Source organism: Streptomyces sp. NPDC013455 (assembly GCF_040632975.1).
GTDB lineage: Bacteria > Actinomycetota > Actinomycetes > Streptomycetales > Streptomycetaceae > Streptomyces.
Map to the genome: position 1 here is coordinate 42,465 of NZ_JBEYCX010000012.1, position 21,569 is coordinate 64,033.

Sequence of the window (21,569 nt, forward strand, 5' to 3'; positions counted from 1 at the left end):
TTCACCGCAGTATGAAACCGGCCATTCGCTGAGGGTGGAATCGGCCAACTGCCCCTTTTCCCCAGCGTGTTACCAGCGGATCCGCTGTTGACAGTGATCAAGGAGGGCTTTTAGCATCCCTAAACATGGGGGAGATCAAATCGCGCGTTCACCGGACCTTCGCAGACTCACGCGCTCGTATCCGACGAGGCGCCCGGACGCCGTCACGGACTTCACCTCGCTCCTCCCGCGCCCGCCGTTTCACACGCTGATCCGGCCTGCGAGAACGGCCCCGTCAAGGGGTCTCGCCTGGCTGTGACCACTTCTCGGTCGGCAGCGTCCAGGCAGCAGTTTCACCCAAGAACCCGGAGGTCGGCATGTCATTGGACGAGTTCGCGCTTTCGGTCCTCGGACCGGCGACAGACAGGACGGCATTCGCCGGCAGCAGCTTCATCGCGCTCGGCGGCGACTCGCTGCGGGCGATGCGGCTGACCGCCCTGGCCCAGGAGCGGCTGGGGCTGCGGCTGTCGATGGCGGAACTGCTGTCGTCCGCGCCGCTGGCCACGGTGCTCGCGAACGCCGTCGGCACGGCGCCCGCCCCCACCACGGCGCCCGAGCCGGCGACGCCCTCGCTGACCCCGACGCAACGGGGCATGTGGATGATCGAGAACGTCCTCGGCGGCTCCACGTACAACCTGGTCTTCACGTCCTACGTGGACAGCGGCACGCTGGACCGCGAGGTCTTCGGGCGCGCCGCCGCCACCACGGCGGCGCGGCACGCCTCCCTGCGCACCGTGCTGCGCGAACAGGACGGCGAGATCGTGCCGGTCGTACTCGACCGGGCCGAGCCGGAGATCGTGGACGTCGAGCACGACGGCCCGGACTTCGAGGAGTTCGTCCGCGCCACCGCCGCCGAGCGCGGCCGCGCCCCCTTCGACCTCACCGCCGCTCCCCCGCTGCGCTACCTCTTCGTCACCGGCACGGACCGGCAGGCGGTCGTACTGGTCGCGCACCACGTGCTCCTCGACGGCTGGGCGGTCGGTCTGCTCCTCAACGAGCTGTTCGGCACCTACCGGGCACTCAAGGCGGGCGAGCCCCTGCCGTACACCGGCCCCGCACCCACCACGGACGCCCTGCTGCGCCGCCACGAGCGGGACCGCACCAGCGGCGAGTGGGACCGCCTGGCCGACTTCTGGCTGAAGCACCTGGACGGCGCCCCCACCGTCCTGGAAGTGCCCACCGACCAGCCGCGCCCCACGGTCCAGGACCCGGCGGGCGACCGCATCCCCCTCAACCTTGACAAGAACCTGACAATCCTGGTGGAGGACCGGGCGCGGGAGCTGGGCATCACGCCCTTCGCCCTGCTCCTCGCCTCCTACGGCCTGACGCTGAGCCGCTGGACCGGCGTCGACCGGCTCCTGGTCGGCGTCTCCCTCTACGGCCGCGACACCACCGAACTCGCCGAGCTGATCGCCGTCGCGGGCAACCTGGTGCCGATCCTGCTGGAGGTCGACGACGACGCGTCCGCCGCGGACTACCTGCGCGCCGTGCAGGACTCCCTGGCGCGCGGCATCGAGGCGGGGGCGCTGCCGTTCGACGAGCTGGTCACCCGGCTCGGTGTGGAACGCGGGCTGAGCGCGCACCCGCTGGTGCAGGTCTGCTTCGGCATGCACGACCAGCTGGTTCCGCAGCACATCGAGGCCGGCGACGTGCGGCTGCGGATCGAGGAGGGCCACGGCGGCGGCGCCCAGTTCGACCTGTCGCTGCTGTTCGGCCGGTCCCGCCCGACCCTGGGCGCGCAGCTGGAGTACGCGACGGCGCTGTGGCAGGAGGCCGACGCGCGTGCCTTCCTGGACGACTTCACCTCGGCCACCCGGGAACTTGCCACGGCCGGCGGCGCGGTGGAGGACCTGCGCTGCCTGTCCGCCGAGCGGCGGGCGGTCCTCGACGCCCTCAACGACACGCGCCGCACCTTCCCGGCGGTCACCGCGGACGAGCTGTTCCGCCGGGCGGCGCAGCGCACGCCGGACGCCGTGGCGGTGCGCGAGGGCGACCTGGAGCTGACCTACGCGCAGCTCGCGGGCGCCGCGGCCGAGCAGGCGCGCCGCCTGCGGGAGCTCGGCGTCGGCCGCGGCGACCGGGTCCTGATCGCGCTGGAGCGGTCGATCGCCGAGATCGTGGCGGTGCTCGGCACCGCCTGGGCGGGTGCCGCCTACGTCGGTGTGGACATGAGCCAGCCCGAGGAGCAGGTCCGGCACATCCTGGCCAAGGCCGCGCCGAAGGCCGCGCTGGCCTCCTCCCCGGACGCCGTCGCGTGCCTCGGTGTGCCGGCCTGTGCGACCTGGGAGCCGGCCTGGGAGCCCGCGGCCGACGAGCCCACGGCGGCCGGCCCCGACGACCTGGCCTACATCGCGTTCACCTCCGGTTCCACGGGTCTGCCCAAGGGTGTCGCGGTGCCCCACCGGGCGGTCGTACGGCTCGTGCACGAATGCGCCTTCGCCCCCTTCGCACCGGACGACCGGATGCTGCGCCTGTCCCCGCTGGCGTTCGACGCGTCCACCCTGGAGGTGTGGGGTCCGCTCGCGGCCGGTGCGGCGGTGGAGGTGTTCCCGGCGGGCCTGCCGTCGCCGAGCGAGCTGGGGGCGTTCCTCCTCGACCGGAAGGTCACCGTCGCATGGCTGACCGCCGGCCTGTTCCGGCTGGTCGAGGAGTTCGCGCCGACCGGGCTCGGCGGCCTGCGGCAGCTGCTCACCGGCGGCGACGTGGTGCCGCACGCCCACGTGGCGCGCGTGCTGGAGCGCCACCCCGGGATCGTCGTCACCAACGGCTACGGCCCCACCGAGAACACGACCTTCACCGCCACCCACTCGGTCACGTCGGCCGCGGAGGCGGACGGCCCCCTGCCCATCGGCACCCCGGTGCCGGGCACCCGGGTGTACGTCCTCGACCGGCGGCACCGGATCGTTCCGCCGGGCGCGGTCGGCGAGCTGTACGCGGCGGGCGAGGGCCTGGCGCACGGCTATGTGGACGACGAGGCCGAGTCGGCCAGGGGCTTCGGCCACTTCTCCCCCGACGTCCCGGACCGGCTCTACCGCACCGGTGACCTGGTCCGCGTGGACCGCGCCGGGCGGCTGCGCTTCCTCGGCCGCCGCGACGACCAGGTGAAGCTGCGCGGATTCCGCATCGAGCTGTCGGCCATCGCGGACGTGCTGGCCGCCGACCCGCGGGTGCGCGACGCGGCCGTCGTGGTCACCGACGACGGGGACAGCGCGGACAAGCGGCTGCTCGCCGCGGTCGTCCCGGCGGACGCGCCGGTGGGCACCGCCGAACTGCGCGACCTGGTGGCCGACCGGCTGCCCGCGTACATGGTGCCGAGCCTGTGGGCCGTGGTGGACCGGATGCCGGTCACCGGCAACGGCAAGGTGGACCGCCGGAAGCTCGCGGCGGTGGCGGCACCCGCCGGGCAGCGGGTCGCCACGCCCGAACCGGACCCGCTCGGCAAGGCGCCCGACCTGTTCGCCCGCGTCCTGGAGCAGCCCGTCGAGCTGACCGCGGACACCGACTTCTTCACCGTCGGCGGCAATTCCCTCGGCGCGCTCCAGCTGCTGCGCCTGATCCGCGACGAGCTCGGGGTGTCCGTGCGGCTGCGGGAGTTCCTGCTGGCGCCGACCCCCGCGGGCCTGAACAAGCTCATCGAGCAGGCGGAGCAGTCGTGACCGGGGCGGTCCGCGCCGACGTGGACGGCATGACGTGGGACGACGGGCTGGAGTGCTGGGTCGTGTCCGACCCGGCGCTGGCCCGCGTCGTCCTCAACCACGAGGGGTTCTCGTCCCAGACGTCTAAGCGGCTGGGCGAGCTCTACATGACTCAGGAGTCCCGGCAGGAGCACCGGGACCTGACCGAGTTCCTGCGGCTGTGGTTCGTGCACACCGACGGCGCGGAGCACGCCTCGCTGCGCAAACCGATGCAGCGCATGTTCTCCGCCTCCCACACCCGGTCCCTCGCCCCGACGATCGAGGCGATCGTGGACGCCTGCCTGGACGACCTGGCCGCCGACGCCCGGCACGACGCCGTGCCGACCGTGGCCGAGGGCGTGTCGGGACGGGTGATGGGCCACATCGTCGGTGTGCCGCAGGAACCGGCCGTCCTGCACGCGTGGTCCCGGGCCCTGTCCGGGTTCATCGCCGCGATGTACCGGCGCGACCACGCCGAGACCGCGCACCGCGTCATGCTGGAGATGACCGAGGCGCTGGAGCTCTCCCCCGCCCTGGACGGCTTCCCCCGCGACACCGCGGAGGACCGTGCCCGCACCACCGCGACCTGGGCGATGATCCTCTTCGGTGGCCTGGAGACCACCGCGTCCCTGATCGGCTCCTGCCTGCTGGCCGTGCTGGACAGCCCCGCCCTGTGGGAGCGGGTCCGCGCCGACCGGCCGGGCGAGGTCGAGTCGCTGGTCGAGTCCGTGCTGGAGAAACGGCCTCCGCTGCGCAACGTCGGCCGGGTCGTGGCCCGGGACTTCGAGTTCGAGGGCGCGCGGCTGCGCGAGGGCGACCTGGTCCTGGTGTCGCTGGCCGGCGGCGGCCTGTTCGACCACGACCTGTCCGACCTGGCGCCGGTCGCCGAACGCGCCGACCGGCACCTGGTGTTCGGGCACGGTGTGCACTACTGCATCGGCGCGCCGCTGGCGCGGCTGGAGGCCGCCGCCGTGCTGCGGCGGTTCGTCCGGCGCTTCCCGGGCGCCGCCCTGACGGAGAACGGCGTCGAGTGGGGACCCAACCTCGCCTACGTCGGGCTGGACCACCTGTTCCTGGACCTCGACGGGGACCGCGCACCGTGAACCGCCCCACCGCATTGGAGACGACACCCGGATGAAGTATCGGAAGATCGGCACCGACCCGCAGCACCGCCGTGAGGTGAGCGCCCTCGCGCTGGGTGCCATGCTGTTCGGCACGGTCGTCGAGGAGGAGCGGGCGTTCGCCGTCCTGGACCGGTTCGTGGAGGCCGGCGGCACCTTCCTCGACACGGCCAACAACTACGCGTTCTGGGTCAACGGCACCCAGGGCGGGGAGAGCGAGGCGCTGCTCGGGCGGTGGCGGCGCAGCCGGGGCATCACCGACGAGGTGGTGATCGCCACCAAGCTCGGCGGCCGGCCGAAGGCACCGGGCCGTGACTTCTTCAACCCCGAGGGCCTGGCGCCCGACGTCATCCGCGCGTCGTCGGCGCGCAGCCGCGCGAACCTGGGCGTGGAGCGGCTGGACCTGCTGTACGCGCACGCGGACTTCATGGACGTGCCGCAGAAGGACGTCGTCGAGGCCTTCGCCTCGCTGGTGGCGGACGGGTCGGTGGGCATGATCGGCGCCAGCAACCACTGGTCGTGGCGGCTGGAGTCGTGGCGGGCCCTCGCGGACGCCGCCGGCCTGCCGGGCTACGAGGTCGTCCAGTACCACCACACCTACCTGCGGGCGCGCGGTGACGTGCCGGGCCGCCGGTCCAAGGACGGCGACCAGGGGCTGTTCAGCGCGGAGTTGATGACCTACCTGCGCAGCCGCCCGAACCTGACCCTGGTGGCGTACACGCCGCTGCTGTCCGGCGCCTACGTGCGCGAGGACCGGCCGCTGGGCGAGCTGCACGACCACGCGGGCACCAGGGCCCGGCTCCGGGCGCTGCACGAGGTGGTGCGGGAGACCGGCGCCACCGCCAACCAGGTCGTGCTGTCCTGGATGATCGGCGGCGACCTGCCGGTCATCCCGCTGGTCGGCGCGTCATCGGTGGCGCAGCTGGACGAGAGCCTGGAGGCGGTGGACCTTGAGCTGACCGCCGACCAGCGCGCGCTGCTGGACGCGGCGCACTGATCAGCGGGGTCCGGTGAGGGTGGTGGCGATGACGTCGAGAACGCGCGCCACGCCCTCCGGGGCGAAGAAGTGACCGCCGGGCACGACGTCGAAGGCGTACGGCCCGGTGGTCTCCTCCCGCCATGCCGCCATCCGTTCCGGGGACGCCTCCTGGTCGTCCTGGCCGGAGAAGACGTACAGCGGGACGTCCAGCGGGGGTCGCGCGGGGGCGCCGGAGGTGGCCACCACGGTGAGGTCGGCGCGCAGCGGCGGCAGGAACAGCTCCAGCAGGTCCGGCCGCTCGAACACGATCGGCGGCGTGCCGCCCAGCTCACGCAGGTAGGCGATCAGGCCGTCGTCGGGCTCGTCCCAGCCGCGCACCCTGGTGCCCAGCGCGGGAGCGGCGCTGGAGGCCACGAACAGTGCGCGCGGACCTGGCCGGCCGGCGGCGCGCAGCGCGTGCGCCAGTGCCAGCGCGACCCGGGCGCCCATGCTGTGGCCGTACACCGCGAACGGCTCGTCCAGCAGCGGGTCCAGCACCTCCAGCACTTCCGCCACCAGCGGTTCCATGTGCAGGTGCGGGGGTTCGTCGAGACGGGTGTCCCGGCCGGGCAGCTGCACCGCCACCGTCGCCACGTCCGGCGGCAGCCGGTCCGGCCAGTCCCGGAACATCGCGGCGGTGCCGCCGGCGTAGTGGAAGCACAGGAGCCGGATCCGGGTGTCGCCCGGCGTCCCGAAGTGGCGCAGTGCCCGCTGCCGGCGGGAGAGGACGTCAGTCACGGCGCTTGGCGGTGATCGGCACGTGCTTGTAGCCGGACACGAAGTTGGACACCAGCCGCTCGGGCCGGCCCGCGGGCTGGAAGTCCCGGTAGTTCGCGAGGAGTTCTTCGAAGAGGATGCGCAGGGTCACCCGGGCCACGCTGTGGCCGACGCAGTAGTGCGGGCCGATGCCGAAGGCGAGGTGCTTGTTCGGCTTGCGGCGGATGTCGAACGTCTCGGAGTCCGGGAACTCGGTCTCGTCGCGGTTGGCCGCGCCCAGCCACACCACTACCGCGTCGCCGGCCGCGATCGGGGTGTTGCGCACGACCACGTCCTGCGTGGCGTAGCGCAGCATGTGGTTGACCGGCGACGACCAGCGCAGCGCCTCCTCGACCGCGGTGACGCCGACCTCCGGCTCGGCCGCCCACTGCGGCAGCACGTCGGAGTCGATGAACTCGGCCATCACGAAGTTGGGCGCGTGCGGCGTGGTCACGTTCGCGCCGAGGAGCAGGCTGTAGCAGTTGGAGACGACCTCGCTGGGCGTCATCTGCCGGCCCTCGAAGGTGGTCTTCATCAGCACGCTGATCAGGTCGTCGCCCAGGTTGTCGCGGCGGAACCGCACCAGGTCCTGGAAGTAGGCGAACAGCTCGTGGTGGGCCATGCTCAGCGTCGTGGCGCGGTCGCCCTCGTCCTGGTACTCGGGGTCGTCGGCGGCGATGCAGATGGTGGTGAGCCTGCTCAGCCACGGCCAGTCCTCGGCCGGCAGGCCCATCATGGTGCCGGTGACCGACATCGGCATGGCCAGCATGGCCTGTCCCCAGTCGAACACACCGCCGTCGCCGAGCGGGGCGAGGAGGTCGGTGACCAGCCCGCGGATCATCTCGCGCTGGCGGTCGACCGCCTGGACGGCCAGGGCCTTCTTCAGCCGCGCCTGCATGATCGTGTGCCGCGGCGGGTCGGTCACCGCGATCTGCTGTCCGCCCGCCGGGTCGTCCATTCCGAGCAGGGAGAGCATGTTGCCGCGCTCGGACGTGAAGAGCGCGGTGTTGCGCAGCACATAATCGGTTTCCTTGAAGTGGACGACCGACCAGAAACCGCGTGTTTCGTCGACCTGGTGCCAGGTCAGCCCGTCCTGTTTGCGCAGCTCTCGCCATACCTTGTGCGCGTCGCCGTCGCTGTACAGGTGGGGGTCGACCAGATCGGTGCCACCCATGTGCACCGGGCATCCGGAAACGGTTGCGTCGTGGACGTGCATGGCCGGTGTCCTCATCGGTTTGTGGAGCGAGCCATCCGGCAGACTCCTGGTCGGCGGGCGGGCACGGTGCTATTCCGGATGCGGGCCGCGGGCCAGGTGCCCGAAGGCCCGGCGCATTATGGTGATTCGACGGCCGACCGCATCCGGAATGTGCGGCGTCGTTGCCGTGGACCGAAGAATGGAGAGCGGTACGACCGCTCGATCAGGCGAACCGTCCTCGGCCGGCACCATTCGGGGCGCTCGGCCGGACGACGGCTGATTCGCGCAGGACGTCGCATTTCGCCGATGACGTCATCTGCCGCTGTTTACGGGCCGACACCTGTCGTCATCACATCCCCCGGAACTCCCAGTTCTGTGCGTGGACTTGACATGTGGTCATCCCGGCGAGCCAGTCAATCATCACGCTCATGAAAACGTCAACCACTGCCGACCGGGACCTGGTGCAATGCCCTGAAAAGAGCCCGATTTTGGCGAAGCGGATCATGCTTGACGGGACTCGACGTCCCGACCTAGAGTCCGGCCTGGAGATCATCGGCGATAGTCGAAACCACTGGCTCGCGCCGACTGGGATCAACGGGGGAACGCTGGCATTCACTCCCGTTCGGGTGGAATCTCTAGGGGGAAATCATGCCATCGTTACCGCATGTCCGCGTCCCGGCTTTGCCGCGGCGCCCCCTCGTCACTTGGGCGAGGGATGAGCATCTCGATGAATAGCCCGCGTCCCGGTGAGGGCGCTTGGTATCCGGCGACGCCGACCCAGCAGGGCATCTGGATTCTCGACCGGATCGAGCGACTGCGCCCGACCTATTTGCTGCCGAGCGTCCTGGAATTCACCGGACCCGTCGACTGCCTCCTCCTGACTTCCGCCGTGGAACGCGCGATGGGACGGCATCCCGCGCTGCGTTCCCGGTTCCGGCTGGACGCCGCCGCGATGCGTGTCGAGTACCGCACCGACGGGTCCGCGCCCGAGGTGGGCTTCACCGACGCGGTGGCCGACGACTGGTCCGCCGACGAGGTGGAGCGCCTCGTGGAAGCGCTCTGCTACACACCGTTCGAACTGGCCGAGGAGGCGCCGGCCCGGGCCGAGGTGATCCGGCTCGGCGCCGACCGCACGCTGCTCGTGCTGACCGTGCACCACATCGTGTTCGACGGGGTGTCCCGGCAGCTGCTGGTGGACGAGATCGGCACGGTCTACCGGGCGCTCGCCCGCGGTGCCGAGCCGGACCTGCCCACCCCGGCGCACCCGGCCCAGGTGCAGGGCGCCTCGGACGACGAGGGCCTGGCCGAGCGGGTCGCGGGCGTGGTGGAACGGCTGCGCGGCGCGCCGACCACGGTGGCGCTGCCCTACGACAGCGACCCCGAGGACCCCGAGCTGTCGATGATCGGGGCCACCGCGGACCTGCTGCTGGACGCCGGCCTCACCCAGACCGTGCTGTCCGTCGCCAGGCAGGAGGGCTGCACGGTCTTCATGACCGGTGTGGCGCTGCTGGCGGCCACCCTCGCCCGCACCACCGGGCAGACCGACTTCCTGTTCGCGGTCGTCTGGCCCGGGCGGGACGATCCCGCCGCCGCGGACGTCATTGGCATGTTCATGACTACACTGGTCGTGCGCGTCCGGATCGAGCCCGACACCTCGTGGCGGGAGCTGCTCCGGACCGCGCGGATCGCGGGCATGGAGACGTTCATCGACTCGGACGTGCCGCTGGACGCGATCGCGGCCGCGCTCGACCCCGACCGCGACATGGCGCGTCCCCCGCTGACCCCGGTCCTGGTCAACCTGGCCGAGGCGCCGGATCCACTGGAGCTCGCCCCCGACGTGGTGGGCCGCTTCCAGCCGCTGCGCCCGGAGTACAGCAAGTGGGACCTGGCGCTGTTCGTCCGCGTGGACCGGACGAGCGGGCAGGACCGGCTGGAGCTGTCCCTGAACCACCCGGCGGCCCTGTTCACCGAGACCACGACCACCGAATTCCTGGCGGCAGTGCGCCGCAGCGCCGCCGACCTCGCACACGCCCCGGAGGAAAACGTGCTGAACCAGCCCGCTGCGAAGAAGACCGATCTGAACGACCCCGCCGCGCGGTTGGACCTCGTCCGGTCCATCTGGCAGGAGATCCTCAAGACCGATCACGTGGACGACGACATCAGCTTCTTCGACGCGGGCGGCGACTCGCTGCGGCTGGTGGTCCTCGTGGAGCGGCTCAACCAGGAGTCCGGGCGGGTGCTGCGGACCGTCGACCTGTTCCGCGCCGGAACCGTGCGCGGGCAGGCGGAGCTGCTGGCCGCCCCGGCCGAGAACACGGCCGCGGGCCCGGGCAGCAGCCGCGACAGGCTGATGGGCGCGGTGCGCGACCGCCGTACCGGCGACCGGAGCTGACCCGGTCCCGCTGAGCCGACGCGCGTGGTCCGCCCGCCCCACGAGGGCGGGCGGGCCACCGGACGCCGAACCGGTCGCACACCCGAGGGGGAGAGGAACGAGGTGACCAACACCGAGAACGCGGTCGCTGTCGTCGGGATGGCATGCCGCATGCCCGGCGCGAACAACGTCGAGGAGTTCTGGGAGCTGCTGCGCGACGGCGTGGAGGGCATCACCCGGTTCGACGTCGAGGACCTGGTGCGCACCAAGGGCGCCGACCCGGACGACGTGCGTCAGCCGAACTTCGTGCCGGCCAAGGGCGTCCTGGAGGGCTCGGCCGACTTCGACTGGCCGTTCTTCGCCTACAGCCGGGCCGAGGCCGCGCGCATCGACCCCCAGCAGCGGGTGTTCCTGGAGACCGCGTCGGCCGCCCTGGACGACGCCGGTCTGGACCCGACCCGGTTCGACGGCTGGATCGGCGTGTACGCGGGCGCCGACCGCACCCACTCCGGCGAGGGGCTGGACTGGAACCCCCTGGACCGGGTGCTCGGGCTGGAGAAGGACCACGTCGCCACCCGCGTCGCCTACAAACTCGGGCTGCGCGGACCGGCGTTGACGGTGCAGACCTCGTGCTCCACCTCGCTGGTCGCGATCCACATGGCGGTGCAGAGCCTGCTGAGCCGGGAGTGCGACGCGGCGCTGGCGGGCGGTGTCGCCGTGGCGCCCAAGGGTGAGTGGGGCTACTGGCACGAGCCGGGCGGCCCGCTCTCCGCGGACGGGCACACCCGGCCGTTCGACGCCTCCGCCACCGGCACCGTGCCCAGCGAGGGTGTCGGCGTGGTGGTGCTCAAGCGGCTGGCCGACGCGCTGGCCGACGGCGACCGGATCGCGGCGGTGGTGCTCGCCTCGGCCCTGAACAACGACGGCGCGGAGAAGATGGGCTACACCACGCCCTCCATCCCCGGCCAGCGGGACGTCATCCGCTACGCGCAGAAGCTCGCCGGCGTGGAAGCGGCCGACATCGACTACGTCGAGGCGCACGCCACGGCCACCCCGATCGGCGACCCCGTCGAGGTGCAGGCGCTGACCGAGGCGTTCCGCATGTCCACCGCCGAGGTCGGGTACTGCGCGCTCGGCGGTGTGAAGAGCAACCTCGGCCACACCGGCGCGGCCGCGGGCGTGGCCTCGTTCATCAAGACCGTGCTCATGCTCGAACACGGCGAACTGGTGCCCAGCCTCCACTTCGACCAGCCGAACCCGATGCTGGACCTCGCGGACACACCGTTCCGGGTGTGCACCGAGCACAAGCCGTGGCCCGACCGCGGCACCCGGCTGGCGGCGGTGAGCTCGTTCGGCGTGGGCGGCACCAACGCGCACGTCGTCCTGCAGGGCCCGCCGGCCCGCGAGCAGGACGCACCGCCACCGGGCGGAACGATTCTTCCGCTGTCCGCCGCCACGCCGGAGGCGCTTGCGGCGCTGCGTGCGGACCTGGCCGGCGCGGTACGCCGGGAGCCGGACCTGCGCGCGGTGACCCGCACCCTGGCCGGCCGGCGCCTCCACCGGCACCGGCAGGCGCTCGCGGTGTCCGGCCCGGCGCACGCCGCGGAGGTGCTGGCCGCCGCGGGCGACCCGGAGCAACGACCGCTGGGCAAGGTGGCGTTCCTCTTCCCCGGGCACGGCACCCTGCGGTACAACGCCGGCGCGCCCGCCTATCGGCTGCTGCCCGGCTTCCGCCGCCGGTTCGACGAGCTGCGGGAGGCCGTGCTGGAGCGGTGCGGTGTCGACCTGACCCCCGTGGTGGCCGAGGTCGACGGCGGGCCCGAGTGGTTCGAGGAGGGCGCCCACCAGCAACTCGGCCTGTTCGCCCTCGGGTACGCGCTCGGCCGGCAGCTCATGGACTGGGGGATCACCCCGGTCGCCATGTTCGGCAACAGCATCGGCGAGTACGCGCCGGCCGCCCTGGCCGGGGTGTGGTCGCCCGCCGACGCCGCCGCCCTGGTGCACGAGCGGGCGCGGGTGGCGTGGGCCGAGACACCGCCGGGCCGCATGGTCGCGGTGACCTGCACCGCCGACGAGATCCGGCGCAGGATCGGCCCGGACAGCCCGGTCGAGGTGTCGGTGATCAGCCGCGGCGGCGTGGTGCTGTCCGGACGCGAGGCCGACGTCGACGAACTGCTGGCCGGGGACGCCCTGGCCGGACTGGACCTGCGGGTCCTCGCCGTGGACCGGCCGGGGCACTGCTCCCTGCTGGCCCCGGCGGCGGAGATCCTGCACCGGGTCGTCGCCGGCACCGAGGCGTCGCCCGCGGTGCTGCCGCTGGTGTCCAACACCACGGGCACCTGGGCCGACCCGGAGGCCGTGGCCGGACCGGACTACTGGGCCACGCAGTTCACCCGGCCGGTGCTGCTGGACGCCGGCGTGGAGACGCTGCTGGACGCGGGCGTCGACACGTTCCTGGAGCTCGGCCCCGGCGGATCCATGCTGGGCACGGTGCGCTGGAACGAGCGCTGGGACGGCAGCCGTACCGGCCTGCCGATGCTGGGCCGCGCCGAGGACGGCGACCTCGGCCTGCTGCGGGCGCTGGGCGGGCTGTGGGAGCGCGGGGTGGACGTGCTGGGCGAGACCGTGCTCGCGGGCACCGGCTCCCTGCCGCGCCGCTCCCTGCCGCCGCACCCGTTCCTCGGCCGGGACCCGAACGGCGACGAGCCGGTACGGGCCGCCGTGCGGACGAAGGCGCGGACGGTGGCGGTCGGCGACTCGGTGCGCCCCGCGCTGGAGCAGGTGTGGACCACGGCGCTCGGACAGCCGCCCGCCTCGGACGCGGACCACTTCTACGCGCTGGGCGGCGAGTCGCTGAACGCGCTGCACATGATGAGCCGGCTACGGCAGCAGTCCGGGCTCGTGGTGTCGCTGGCCGAGTTCTCCCGCCGGCCCACGTTCGGGCACCTGGTCGAACTGGCCGAGCGGGACCGGCCGAAGACACCGGCCACGCGCGCTCCGGTCGGTGCCGTACGGCTGCGGGAAGGGGCGGGCCGCCCGTTGTTCCTGGCCGCCGACGCCGCCGGCACCGCGCTCAGCTACCAAGCGCTGGCCGACCGGCTCGACACCGACCGGCCGGTGTACGGGCTGGAGCCCGACCCGGCGGACGGGACGCACCGGTCCGTGCTCCAGGTGGCGGCGCACCACGTGGACGCGCTGCTCGCCGTCCAGAGCGAGGGCCCGTACACGCTGGGCGGGTGGTCGTTCGGCGCCGTGGTGGCGCACGAGATGGCCCGTCTGCTCGTCGCCCGCGGCCAGACCGTCGACGTGCTGCTGTGCATCGACGCGTATCTGCCGGGCCGGGTCGGCCGGCCCGTCGGGACCGATCCGGAATTCCTGTACAGCCACGCCTTCTTCCAGGTGGCCGGTGTGCTGAACGTCGGCGAGGTCGGCCGGCGGCTGCGCCGCGACCCCGCGCTGCGCAAGCTGTTCCTGGACAAGGCACGCGTGCTCGCGCCGTACCGGCCGCGCCCGGTGGACTGCCCGGCCGTGGTGTTCAAGGTGGGCGTGGACGCACGCGGGGCGAAGCGGCTCACCACCCGTCTGACACCGCTGTACGGCGGGGGCGTGCGCGTGCGCCCGGTGCCGGGCGACCACTGGTCGGTGCTGACCGAGCCACACGTGAACCGACTCGCCGAAGACCTGCGAACCACGTTGCTCGGCCTCGCGCCGGAGCGGAATTGAGGCCGTGCATGTCCACTGAACCGCGCGAACAGCTCGACGGCGCACCGGACCGGGTGGCCGAGGCCGACCCGCCCGTGGCCGGGCCCGGAGCGGACGTGCCGGCACCCGAGGCGCCGGAAACCGCAACCTCCGAGGCGTCGGCCGCGGCACCGGAGGCCCCGGAGAAGCCGCTGATCAAGAACTGGGACTTCCAGGCGCTGTGGAGCAGCGAGGCGTTCGCCGCGCTGGCCAAGGAGACCGCGGAAATCGCCTACCCCATGCTGATCCTGGCCACCACGGGGTCGACGCTGTACGCGGGTATCGTCGGCTCGGCACAGCTGATCACGGCGAGCCTGGTCTCCCTCCCGGCCGGCACACTCGCCGACCGGGTGGACCGCAGGCTGCTGCTGATGGGCTGCAACCTGGTCCGGGTCGCGCTGCTGGCGTTGTTCAGCGTGCTCATCTTCACCGAGCACACGAACATGGTGGTGATCTTCGCGATCGCCCTGTGCTCGGCCGTCTGCTTCGGCCTGTCGCAGCCCGCCGGACTGGCCGCGATCAAGGCGCTGGTGCCGGCGTCCCAGCTGACCCAGGCCACCGCGCAGAACCAGATCCGCTACTTCGGTGCGACCGTGGCCGGACCGCCCATCGGCGGTGCGCTGTTCGGTGTGGCGCGGGCGTTCCCGTACCTGGCGTCGGCGGTGTCGTTCCTGATCTCCACCGTGCTCCTGCTGTTCGTGCGCAAGCCGATGCAGGGCGAGTCGAGCGGGGCGGCCAAGGAGAAGCGCGGCACGGCCGAGGGCTTCCGGTTCCTGTTCCGGCAGCCCATCCTGCGCCCGCTGATCATCTGGATCATGGGGTCGAACATGGCGTTCACCCACTCCGGTGTGTTCCTGGCGCTGATCGCGGTGGCGCGGGGGCGGGGCGCGTCGGAGTCGTTCATCGGCGCCACGCTCGCCGTGGCCGGTCTGGGCGGCCTGTTCGGTTCGCTGATCGCCGGGTGGGTCTTCAAGAAGGTGAAGCCGTCGGTGATCGTGCTCTACGGCGCGTGGATCGGCCCGGTGGTGGCGATCCTGCTGGCGGTCACGCCCGGCGTGATCCCGCTGGGCATCATCGTGACCCTGGTGTTCATCCGCGGCCCGATCATCAGCACGCTGTTCCTCTCCTACCTGGCCGCCGTCGCCCCGGACAAGGTCCAGGGCCGGGTGCTCGGCGCGGTCTTCTTCATGTCCATGAGCGCGGCCCCGATCGGTGTCTTCCTCGTCGGCGCCATCTTCGAACTGGCCGGCGCGACGTGGGTGTTCATCACCATGTGCGCGATCTCGGGCGTCGCCGCGCTGCCCACCCTCAGCAAGCAGATCCGCCACTTGCCCGCCCCCGAATCAGTGGCTGTATGACCACGATCCAAGGAGAAGGAATGAGCACCGAAGCGCAGCCGGGCCTCCACTACGAGCAGCTGCCCCCGGAGTTCTTCACCGAGCCCAACCCCAACCGGCACGCCGACATGGCGGCGCTGCGCTCGAAGTGCCCGGTGCACCGGATCGACCACCCGGTCGGCGCCGAGGCGTACGTCGTCATGGACTACGAGACGGTCAGCGGCCTGTTCGGCGACCCGCGGCTGTCCAAGAGCGTGGACAAGGCGCCGGCCTGGTGGCAGAACCTGCTGAAGGACTCCAGCCCGATCCTGATCCGCAACATGCTCACCGCGGACGCCCCGGAGCACACCCGGCTGCGCAAGCTGGTGGCGCAGGCCTTCACCCCGCGCAAGATGCAGGCGCTGCGGCCGAAGATCCAGGAGACCACCGACGACCTGATCGACGCCTTCAGCGACGGCAAGGCCGACCTGTTCGAGGAGTTCGCGCTCACCCTGCCGCTGAAGGTGATCTGCGAGTTCCTCGGCGTCCCGTTCGAGGACCGGGACAAGCTGCACGAGTGGGGCCTGCTGCTCAGCGGGGCGCCGTACGCGGACGACGAGATGAACCGCAAGCTGAAGTGGGCCAGCGACGGCATCGAGGAGTACCTGAACGAGCTGCTGGCCGTGCGCCGCACCATGGAACTGGGCGACGACCTGGTCAGCACGCTGATCCGGGCCGCCGACGAGGACGGCCGGTTCACCAACGACGAGCTGGTCTCCACCCTCATCCTGCTGATCAACGCCGGGCACAAGACGACCGCGTACATGATCTCCAGCGGTATGGAGGCGCTGTTCGCCCACCCGGACCAGCTGGAGATGCTGCGCAACGACCCGAACCTCGCGCCCACCGCGATCGAGGAGTTCCTGCGGTACGAGCCGCCCGTCTACCGGGGCACGCTGCGCGTCGCGGCCGAGGACATGGAGCTGGCCGGGGTGCCCATCGGCAAGGAGGCGTTCGTACACCTGATGATCGGCTCCGCGAACCGCGACCCGAAGGTGTTCGAGGACCCGGACCGGCTGGACATCACGCGCACCGGCAACCGGCACTTCTCCTTCGGCCACGGCGCGCACTTCTGCCCGGGGTCCCCGCTGTCCCGCCTGGAGGGCGAGATCGCGTTCAACACCCTGCTGCGCCGGCTGCCGGACATCGCGCTCGCGGTGCCGCGCGAGGAACTGCCGTGGCTGTACGACAACTCCGTCGGCCGCGGTGTCTCCAGCCTGCCGATCACCTACACCACGAAGCTGCCCCGCTAGTCCGGGACGCAGACGGTCCGGGACGCAGACGGTCCCGGACGGAGAACCCCCTTGGAGCAACACATGACCGACACCCCCGTCACGCTGATCACCGGTGGTGGCAGCGGCATCGGAGCCGCCACCGCCCGGCAACTGCTCGGCAAGGGGCAGCGGGTGGCCGTCCTCGGGCGCGGCCGGCAGCGGCTGGACCGGTTCGCGAAGGAGGTCGGCGACCCGGACCGGCTCCTGACGCTGCAGGGCGACGCCGGCGAGTGGGACGAGGTCCGGTCGGCGGTGGCCGCGACGCTGAAGCGGTTCGGCCGGCTGGACGCCGCGGTCGCGAACGCCGGCTGGGCCACGCACGACGACATCGCGGAGGGCGACCCGGCCGGCTGGCGGGAGATGGTCCTGACCAACGTGCTGGGCCCGGCGCTGCTGGTGCGGGCGGCGCTGCCCGCGCTGAAGGAGTCCAAGGGGCGGATCGTGCTGGTGGGCAGTGTCGCCGGGCACGCGTACGCGGCGGGCAACATCTACGGCATCACCAAGTGGGCGGTCACCGGCCTGGCCGAGAACACCCGGCGCCAGGTCACCGCCGACGGCGTCGGGGTGACGCTGGTGTCGCCGGGCCGCACCGAGACGCCGTTCTGGGACGACTTCGGCGGCCTGCCGGACGGCGTGCTGCTCTCGGCGGACCAGGTCGCCTCCTCGATCGTCTTCGCGCTGGACCAGCCGTCCACCGTGGACGTCAACACCATCATCGTCAGGCCCATCGGCCAGCCCGTCTGAGGGGACGCGTAATGAAGATCGCACTGGTGTGCCTGCCGTTCGCCGGGGCGGGTGCCTCGTTCTTCCATCCGTGGTCGGCGCACGCGGGCGACCGGCTCGTCGTCGTACCGGTACAACTGCCCGGCCGGGAGCGGCGGATCGACGTCGAGCCGTACCGGGACGCCGTGGTCGCGGCGGACGAGCTGCTGCCGGAGCTGGTGCGGCAGCTCGACGGCCTGACCGACGTGGTGCTGTTCGGACACAGCATGGGCGCGGTGCTCGCCTACGAGCTGGCGCACCGGGTGGCGGCCCACCCGGACCTGGTACTGCGTCACCTGTTCGTCAGCGGGTCGCCGGAGCCGCACACTCAGCGGGCCGGGCGCGCCACCGGACTCGGCGACGACGCGTTCCTGGCACAGGTGTCGCAGTTCGCCGGGTTCAGCCACGAGGCGCTGGAGGACCCGGAGATGCGCGAGCTGATCCTGCCGACGCTCCGCGCCGACGTGGAGATGCACGAGAACTACCGTCCGAGCACGAACGACCGGCTGCCCGCCCCCATCACGTCGCTGCGCGGGTCGGACGACACGCTGGTGACCGCGGCGGAGAGCGCCCGCTGGTCCGAGGTGGCCGGTGCCGGGTTCGAGTACGTGGAGACGCCCGGCGGGCACATGTACCTGACCGACGCGGCCCCCGACCTGCTCAAGCTGATCGACACCACGGTCTAGGAGACAGTCGATGCGGTTGACCGGGAAAGTCGTCGTCATCACCGGGGCGGCCCGCGGCATCGGCCGCGCCACCGCGGTCGCCTGCGCCGCCGAGGGCGCGGACGTCGTGCTGCTGGACGTGTGCGCGGACCTGCCGGGCGTGCCGTACCCGCTGGGGTCGGCCGGCCAGCTGGAGCACACCGGGGCGCTGTGCCGGGACCGGGGCGCGTCGGTGCTCACCGTGAAGGCGGACGTGCGCGACACCGCGTCGGTGCGCGACGCGGTGGAGCTGGCGCGCGAGCGCTACGGCCGGATCGACGCGGTGGTGAACAACGCGGGCATCGCCGCGCCTTCGGGCAAGCAGGTGCACGAGATCAGCGAGGACGAGTGGGCGCTGATGATCGACGTGGACCTGACCGGCGCGTGGCGGCTGATCCGCGAGGTCGGCAAGGCCATGTGCGAGCAGCGCTCGGGCAGCATCGTGAACATCGCGTCCACCGCGGGGCTGGTCGGCTACCGGCACTTCGCCGGGTACGTGGCGGCCAAACACGGGCTGATCGGCCTGACCAAGGCCGCGGCGCTGGACTACGCGCCGATGAAGGTGCGGGTGAACGCGGTGAGCCCGGGCAACGTGCGGGACACCGCCGGGGGCGAGGGCCGGATGCTGCGGGAGATCGCCCGCGCGCTGGACGTACCGGCGGACGAACACGTGGCGGCGTTCACCCAGTCGCAGCCGATGAACCGGCTGGTCGAACCCGACGACGTCGCCGGGGCCGTGGTGTTCCTCGTGTCGGACGACTCGGCGCAGGTGACCGGCTCGGTGCTGACCGTCGACGGCGGCTTCACCGCTCACTGACCAGGAGGACAAGTGTTTTCAGGTGCCCGATGCCACGCGCTGGCCGTCCGGCTCGCCGGGGCCGTCCGCCCGGAGGCGCCGGCCGTGCCCGGCTGGTCCCGGCTGTGGGTGGAGGACGTGCCCGCCGGGTCGGCCGAGCCGCTCGCGCTGCGGCGGCGCGAGGCCGAGACGGCCCGGCCGGCGTCCGGTCTGCGGTGCACCCTGCTGCGCTACCGGGACGGCGTCGAGGACCTGGTGCTGGTGGCGGACCGGGGATTCCTGGACGCGGCCGGACTGCGCACCGCGGCGGCCGTGCTGAGCGGTGCGGAACCGGCGCAGTCCGCGCGGTCCGCGAAGCCCGCGGGGCCGGCCGCCGGCGCGCCGGCGGCAGCGGCGGCGGCGGTGCCGGACTGGGCCGCGGCCCCCGACCCGGTGCCCGCGGGCTCCTGCGAACTGGTGCTGCCGGGCTCCGAGGCCGGGACCTCGGACAGCTGGCGCACCGCGCTGGCGATCACGCTGGTGCGCTACGCCTCGGTCGACTCGCCCGGCTGGGCGGTCATCGGCACCGACGCGGGCGCGCTCCGGGTGACACCGGGGGCCGCCGCCGAACCGACCGGTGAACCGGCCGCGGCCGGACTGCTCGTGTCCGAAGCGGACCTCGGGGCGGACCTCGGGGCGGACCTCGGGACGACCGAGTACCGGCCCTGCCTGACACCGCCGTTCCCGCTGACGTTCTCCACGTGGCGAGAGGGGGCCACGGTCCGGTTGCGCTGCGACCACCAGGCCGGGCCCGTCTCCTCGGCGCAGGTCGAGCAGTTCACCCGGCACTTGGCGCACGTGCACCGCCAGGTGGTGGCGGACCCGGACGTGGACGCCGACGCGGTCGAGCTGCTGGACGCGGCCGAGCGCGAGCGGGTGGCCGCGCTGGGCCGGCCGGCCCGGGCGCTCACCACCACGCCGACGCGCATCGACGCGGCGTTCCGCGCGGTCGCGGCCCGCACCCCCGACGCGGTGGCGCTCACCGACGGCGAGGTGTCCCTCACCTACGCCGAGCTGGACGCGCGCTCGGACGCGGTGGCCGGCGGGCTGCGCGCGCTCGGCGTCTCGGACGGCGACCGCGTCGGAGTGTGCCTGGAGCGCACCGCGGAACTCGTCGTCACCCTGCTGGGCGTGCTCAAGGCGGGCGCCGCCTACGTGCCCAGCGACCCCGCCTACCCGGCCGAGCGGCTGGCCTACACCGCGCAGGACGCCGGCCTGCGCCTGGTGGTCACGCGGCTGCCCCGGCTGCCCGGCGGCGCGGCCCTGGTGACACCGGACGACGTGACGGCGGCCGGGAACGAACCGCCCGGCGGCCCGGTATCGCCGGACGACCCCGCGTACGTGATCTACACGTCCGGGTCGACGGGCCGGCCCAAGGGTGTCGTGGTGCCGCACCGCAACGTCGTCGCGCTGGTCGACGCGGCCCGCGACGAGTACCGGCTGGGACCGTCCGACGTGTGGACCCTGTTCCACTCCAGCGCCTTCGACTTCTCGGTGTGGGAGATCTGGGGCTGTCTGCTCACCGGCGGCCGGCTGGTCGTGGTGCCGTACTTCGTCTCCCGTGAACCGGAGCGGTTCCGCGACCTGCTGGCGGCGCAACGGGTCACCGTGCTCAGCCAGACCCCGTCGGCGTTCGCGCAGCTGCTCGAAGTGGCGCACGCGGACCTGGTGGTGCGGTTGGTGGTGTTCGGCGGCGAGCCGCTGGACCAGCGGGCGCTGCTGCCGTGGTTCGACACGCACCCCGAGTCGGCCTGCCGGGTGGTGAACATGTTCGGCATCACCGAGACGACCGTGCACGTCACGCACCAGACGGTGACCCGGCGGCACGCGCTGGCCGGGTCGCGGTCGGTGGGACCGGCCCTGCCCGGCTGGCACCTGTACGTGGTGGACCCGTCCGGGCGGCTGCTCCCCCCGGGCGTGCCCGGGGAGATCTGGGTGGGCGGGGCCGGGGTGGCGTCCGGCTACCTCGGCCGGGAGGACCTGACCGCGCGGCGCTTCACCGAGGACCCGCACGTGCCGGGCGCCCGGGTCTACCACTCCGGCGACCTGGGCCGGCTGCGGCCGGACGGCGCGCTGGAACACCTGGGGCGCATCGACAGCCAGGTGAAGGTGCGCGGCTTCCGCATCGAGCTGGACGAGATCCGCGCGGTGCTGCTGGAGGACCCGGACGTGCGCGCGGCGGCCGTCGTGGTGCACCGCGACGACCCGGACGACGCGGCCACCGCCCGGATCGACGCGTACGTGGTGGCGGCGCCCGGCGGTGAGACGTCGGGTGTGCGCAAGCGGGCCGCCGAGATCCTGCCCGACTACATGGTGCCGACCACGGTCACCGCCCTGGACTCCCTGCCGCTGACCACGAACGGCAAGCTGGACGCGTCGAGGCTGCCGCGGCCGGCGGCCCCGGCCCAGCCGCTCGCCCCGCCCGCGGACGGCGACGACCTGGCGTCCCGGCTGCGCGAGGTGTGGGGGTCGGTGCTGGGCGTCCCGGTGGGGCTGGACGACGACTTCTTCGAGCTGGGCGGCAACTCCCTGTTCGCGGTGCGCATCGGGGCGCGCCTGCGGGCCGACGGCCTGCCGCCGCTGCCGCTGCGCGAGCTGTACCGCCACCCCACCATCCGTTCGGTGGTCTCGGCTCTCCAGGCGAGCTGAGCGCCACGGGACGGACAGCCACCCGAACCCGGGGGGCGCCCGACTGATCGTCGC

Annotated in this window: 13 protein-coding genes; 11 read left to right on the forward strand and 2 right to left on the reverse strand. The window is 72.7% G+C overall.

Translation table 11 applies throughout. From position 1 onward, the window contains the following. Positions 1–356: 356 nt before the first annotated feature. From ABZ576_RS20335 to ABZ576_RS20345, 3 genes are read left to right on the forward strand one after another with little or no spacing between them, the layout of a single operon-like run. A complete protein-coding gene (locus tag ABZ576_RS20335; protein WP_360742234.1) occupies positions 357–3,695 on the forward strand; it encodes an amino acid adenylation domain-containing protein in 3,339 nt (1,112 codons plus the stop codon). Further along, on the forward strand, positions 3,692–4,816 hold the full coding sequence (locus ABZ576_RS20340) for a cytochrome P450 (protein ID WP_360742237.1): 1,125 nt from the start codon (positions 3,692–3,694) through the stop codon (positions 4,814–4,816). Before ABZ576_RS20335 ends, ABZ576_RS20340 begins: the two co-directional genes overlap by 4 nt. Before the next feature lie 31 nt (positions 4,817–4,847). Beyond that, complete coding sequence (locus ABZ576_RS20345) at positions 4,848–5,831, forward strand: aldo/keto reductase (protein WP_360742239.1); 984 nt, start codon at positions 4,848–4,850, stop codon at positions 5,829–5,831. On the opposite strand, the gene ABZ576_RS20350 is transcribed toward ABZ576_RS20345, so the two are convergent. Next, positions 5,832–6,590 carry an alpha/beta fold hydrolase gene (locus tag ABZ576_RS20350; protein WP_360742242.1) on the reverse strand — a complete coding sequence of 253 codons (759 nt, stop codon included), beginning with the start codon at positions 6,588–6,590 and terminating at the stop codon, positions 5,832–5,834. After that, a complete protein-coding gene (locus tag ABZ576_RS20355; protein ID WP_360742245.1) occupies positions 6,583–7,782 on the reverse strand; it encodes a cytochrome P450 in 1,200 nt (399 codons plus the stop codon). The genes ABZ576_RS20350 and ABZ576_RS20355 overlap by 8 nt, the downstream gene beginning before the upstream one ends. Before the next feature lie 748 nt (positions 7,783–8,530). On the opposite strand from ABZ576_RS20355, the gene ABZ576_RS20360 reads away from it, so the two are divergent. The 8 genes from ABZ576_RS20360 to ABZ576_RS20395 all read left to right on the forward strand — a co-directional run bounded on the left by ABZ576_RS20360 (position 8,531) and on the right by ABZ576_RS20395 (position 21,515). Next, entirely contained in the window at positions 8,531–10,195 is a 1,665-nt protein-coding gene (locus tag ABZ576_RS20360) for a condensation domain-containing protein (RefSeq protein ID WP_360742248.1), read from the forward strand. A 102-nt stretch (positions 10,196–10,297) separates the two neighbouring features. Beyond that, entirely contained in the window at positions 10,298–13,897 is a 3,600-nt protein-coding gene (locus ABZ576_RS20365; RefSeq protein ID WP_360742251.1) for a beta-ketoacyl synthase N-terminal-like domain-containing protein, read from the forward strand. An 8-nt stretch (positions 13,898–13,905) separates the two neighbouring features. Then, positions 13,906–15,273, forward strand: coding sequence for an MFS transporter (locus ABZ576_RS20370; protein ID WP_360742254.1), 1,368 nt, complete (start codon positions 13,906–13,908; stop codon positions 15,271–15,273). 20 nt (positions 15,274–15,293) lie between these two features. Then, positions 15,294–16,544, forward strand: coding sequence for a cytochrome P450 (locus tag ABZ576_RS20375; RefSeq protein ID WP_360742257.1), 1,251 nt, complete (start codon positions 15,294–15,296; stop codon positions 16,542–16,544). A gap of 63 nt (positions 16,545–16,607) precedes the next feature. Continuing rightward, positions 16,608–17,309: an SDR family oxidoreductase gene (locus tag ABZ576_RS20380; protein WP_360742260.1), complete on the forward strand. Its 702-nt coding sequence runs from the start codon at positions 16,608–16,610 to the stop codon at positions 17,307–17,309. Positions 17,310–17,320: 11 nt separating this feature from the next. Continuing rightward, positions 17,321–18,013 (forward strand): alpha/beta fold hydrolase, encoded by a 693-nt coding sequence (locus ABZ576_RS20385; RefSeq protein ID WP_360742263.1) that lies wholly within the window; start codon positions 17,321–17,323, stop codon positions 18,011–18,013. A gap of 10 nt (positions 18,014–18,023) precedes the next feature. Then, positions 18,024–18,848, forward strand: coding sequence for an SDR family oxidoreductase (locus ABZ576_RS20390; protein ID WP_360742266.1), 825 nt, complete (start codon positions 18,024–18,026; stop codon positions 18,846–18,848). Positions 18,849–18,860: 12 nt separating this feature from the next. Then, complete coding sequence (locus ABZ576_RS20395) at positions 18,861–21,515, forward strand: amino acid adenylation domain-containing protein (RefSeq protein WP_360742270.1); 2,655 nt, start codon at positions 18,861–18,863, stop codon at positions 21,513–21,515. Positions 21,516–21,569 lie beyond the last annotated feature (54 nt).